This window comes from Polyangium sp. 6x1 (assembly GCF_029946515.1).
In the GTDB taxonomy this organism is placed as follows: domain Bacteria; phylum Myxococcota_A; class Polyangia; order Polyangiales; family Polyangiaceae; genus Polyangium.
Genome location: NZ_JARZHH010000162.1, coordinates 1 through 3,825, shown reverse-complemented (window position 1 = coordinate 3,825; position 3,825 = coordinate 1). Strand labels below are relative to the sequence as shown.

Genomic DNA, 3,825 nt, shown 5'->3' with positions numbered 1-3,825 from the left:
GCCGCCGCCGCCGCCGCCGCTGCCGCCGCCGCTGCCGCCGCCGCCGCTTCCGCCGCCGCCGCCGCTTCCGCCTCCGCCGCCGCTTCCGCCTCCGCCTCCGCCGCCACCCGCACCGCTACCACTGCCATCCATGCACACGCCGCCCATGCAATCGCCGCTCGCGCATTCATCGCCGATGACACATGCGGCGCCGAGCGCGGCATTGCCGAGCGGGTAGAGCTCCACGCCCGTCATGGTTCCGGAGTTCGCGTACGGCTGTCCGCCGGTCACGACCAGACCGTGCCCCGGCACCAACGTGGCCGCGTGTTGCCAGCGGTTCCCTGCCATGGGCGGCAGCAAGGTCCATGTCCCGGTCACGGGATCGTACACCTCCACGGAGGTGACCGCCGTGCCGCCACCTGGCCCGACGCCGCCGGTGACCATCACGCGCCCGCTCGGGAGCGACGTCATCGTATGCCCCCACCTCGGCTCGTTCATGGGCGCGATGTCGACCCACGTATTCGCGGCCGGATCATAGACCTCTGCCGCCGCCGTGAGCGGACTGCCTCCCGCGACGAGCACCTTGCCGGACGGCAAGAGCGCGGCCGCGTGCCGCTGGCGGCTCATGTGCATGGGCGGAACCAGGGTCCACGTATCGGTCGTGGGGTCGTACACCTCGGCATCGGCCAGGGCTACCTGAATGTCGTCGCCTTCCTCCGTCGGAGCCCACGCCCGGCCGCCCGTGACGAGCACGCGCCCGGAAGGCAACGTCGTCGCCGTATGGCTGGCGCGGCCTTGATTCAGGCTTCGCTCGAGGAGCGTTTGGCCCATGCGATCATGACGGAACGAGTTCCCCCACGTATTGAAATCCATGACTCCGCCCGTGAGGAGCACATCGCCGTCCGGGAGCACGCTGAGCGTCACGCTGTCGCGAAAGATGGCGAGCAGCGGTTCTTCGATCCAGGTGTCGCTCACGGCGTCATACGTGTAGGCCTGCTCGACGTCGCGGACCACCCACAGGCCATCTGGGAGCAGAGCCCCTGTCGCGACAGACATCGCAGGCGCGGGATTTCGCGGCGTCCACGTCCCAGTGTCCAGATCGAGCGCCTCGAACGAGGAGCCGTTCCAGTTCCCGCCCGCGGCGATCACGCCAATACCCGGAAGAAATGCCGCCGCATGACCGGTGCGTGCCATGCTCATGTCCGGCAGGCTCTGCCAGCCCGAAGCGAGCGCAGAGGACGAAAGCGAAAGGCAAAGCGGCACGATGCAAGCAATGAGGGATTGACGAAGGTGCATGGCTCTCCTGCGTTTGTCGTGATACGTCCCCCGTCCCTGGTACGACGAGCGACCACCGTCGCATGCACTCGGTGAGGTCGTCAACATGGGAGCAAGCAAAGAGCGGGAGCTTCCCCCTTGCCTTCCCCTCGAACTCCTGCTGCTCTCGCCGCCCATGCCCGGCCGCACCTTCGCCATCGGCGACATCCACGGCGACATCGACGCGCTCCTCCGCCTCCTCGGCACCCTGCCCCCGCTCGACGCCGCCGATACCCTCGTCTTCGTCGGCGATTACCTCGATCGCGGCCCCCGCTCCGCCGAGGTCATTGCCCTGCTCCGCGCCCTCCCCTCGCAGACGCCCGCGAAGGTCGTCACGCTCCGCGGCAATCACGAAGACGGCTGGCTCCGCGTCATCGAGCGTGGCTGGCCGGAGTTCGTCATTCCCGCGCCGAACGGCTGCCTCGCCACGCTGCGCTCCTTCCTCGGCCGCCCGCCGCCGGCCGAGGGCGAAGGCATGGCCGACGACGAGGTCGAGCCGATCTTCAAGGGCACGTTTTTCCCGCCGGACGTCGTCGAATGGATGCAGGCGCTGCCGTACTGGTACGAGGACGAGCACGCGATTTACGTGCATGCGGCCCTGCCGAAGGGCCCGAACGGCTTCGAGCACCCTTCCACCACGCAAAAGAAGCTCGCGATGCTCTGGTGCCGCGACGACGACTTCGTGCGCGAGTACCGGGGCAAGCTCGTCATTTTCGGGCACACGGCCACGAAATACCTCCCGCCCGAGCTCTCCGATTACACGCCGGAGGACAAGGAGGACGCGTGGGTCGGCCCTTGCGTGATCGGGATCGACACGCGCTGCGGCAAGGGCGGTTATCTGACGTGCGTGGAGCTGCCGTCGGGGCAGGTGTACGAGTCGCGCTGAATCAGGGCGTTCCGAGGATCTGCTCCCAGGCGTCGCACTGGGTCTTCCGTACGCCCTCGCCGCTCGAGATCGGCGAATCGAGCACGATGTGCGTGTCCTTCTGCGCGTCGTATTGCGGCCAGGGCGCGGCGCCGCCGCCGTTCGGGTTGCCCGTCGCGCCGAAGCGGCCCCAGTAGCCCATCATCGCGTCGGAGAGCGCCACGTCCTCGGCCGCCGGCGTGAAGAGCGCGATGTCCGTCAGCGTGTGGAAGACGTAGAGCAGCTCGATCGCGTGGGCCGCCGGGTTCTCGCCTTGCGCCGTCTTCGCGCGGCGCGTGAAGAAATAGCGGTAGACGGGCTCGCTCTGGCCGCCCGCGACGGCGCGCGCGATGCCCCGGTTCGGGCAGTTGAAGCGGACATCCGAATAAAGCGCCACGAGCGCGTCCTGGGGCATCGTGTAATCACCCGCCGGATACGCGTCGAGGACCTGGGGCGCGAGCGGGCCGAACGCTTGCGTGACGACGGCCTCGTATTGCGCCGCCGTGGAGACCTGGACCGCCATTCCTTTCGCGAGCTCCTCGCCGTTCGTGCCGATCACGAGCGGCACGTGGTTGTGCTCGCCGGCGGAGAACGTCGCGAGCGTCGCCTTGGGCAGGACGTAGCCGTCGATGACGGGGCCGTACTTGGACGGGTCCGAGCCGACCGAGACATTGCCGATCCCGACCGAGCCCGGCAGCTCCGTGAGGATCTCCGCCGACGTCTTGCCCCGCAGGCAGGCGAGTTTGTCCGCCGCGCTCCCGCAGGACGATTCCGCGACGCGCGCGCTCATCGCCTGCTCGGCGTCCGCTTTTGGCGTCGAGGTCGTGCCCCCGCTCTCGGCGAGCGCCGCCGAGAAGAGCCCCTTCGCGAGCGGCGAGGCCATGAGCGTGAGCGTATTCAGCGCGCCGGCGGACTCGCCGAACAGGAGGACCCGCGACGGATCCCCGCCGAACGCGGCGATGTTCTTCTGGACCCATTTCAGCGCGGCGATCTGATCCTGCAGGCCGTAATTGCCGGCCGCGGAGACGGGCGACTCCGCGGCGAGCTCGGGCAAGGCGAGGAAGCCGAGCGCCCCGAGGCGATAGTTGATCGTGACGACGACGGCCTTCTGGGATTCGGCGAGGTCCTGGCCATTGTAGATCGGGGCGCCGCCGGGGAGCGTCTCGCTGCTCGCCCCCTGGATGTTGCCGCCGCCGTGCACGAAAAACAGGACGGGGAGCGGCGCGCCGTCGGCCGGGACATCGGGGGTCCAGACGTTGAGGGAGAGGCAATCCTCCTCGCCGATGGGCGCCTTCGTTTTATCGTCGATCTGCGGGCATTTCGCGCCGAACGCGCTCGCGTCCCGCACGCCGTCCCAGCAGGCGGCGAGCTCCGGCGGCTTCCAGCGGAGATCCCCCGTGGGCGGCGCGGCATACGGAATGCCGCGATACACCCAGCTCGCGCCCTCGAGGTTGCCGCGGACGAGGCCGCTGTCCGTGGCGGCGATCCCGGGCTCCGAGGGCGTCTCCACGACGCAACGAGGAGAGCCGCCGCCGTCGCCGCCGCTGCCGCCGCCGCCGCCGCCGCCGCCGCCGCCACCGCCGCCGCCGCCGCTGCCGCTGGGGCTGCTGCTACCGCCGCCGCTGCAG

The 3,825-nt window shown here is 69.7% G+C and carries 3 protein-coding genes; 1 reads left to right on the top strand and 2 read right to left on the bottom strand.

The annotated features are described in order from the left end of the window. The coding region (locus QHF85_RS49545; RefSeq protein WP_281334551.1) for a kelch repeat-containing protein at positions 1-1,179 on the bottom strand (1,179 nt) is incomplete at its 3' end. Positions 1,180-1,360: 181 nt separating this feature from the next. Between QHF85_RS49545 and QHF85_RS49540 the strand changes: the two genes are divergently transcribed. Further along, positions 1,361-2,179, top strand: a complete 819-nt coding sequence (locus tag QHF85_RS49540; RefSeq protein WP_281334550.1) for a metallophosphoesterase family protein — start codon at positions 1,361-1,363, stop codon at positions 2,177-2,179. Position 2,180: 1 nt separating this feature from the next. On the opposite strand, the gene QHF85_RS49535 is transcribed toward QHF85_RS49540, so the two are convergent. Beyond that, on the bottom strand, positions 2,181-3,825 hold a 1,645-nt coding region (locus tag QHF85_RS49535), incomplete at its 5' end, for a carboxylesterase family protein (protein ID WP_281334549.1).

What these genes read in the sequence shown, in the direction of transcription:
- QHF85_RS49540 (WP_281334550.1), top strand. Translation starts at nt 1,361, where the DNA reads ATGGGAGCAAGCAAAGAGCGGGAGCTTCCCCCTTGCCTTCCCCTCGAA.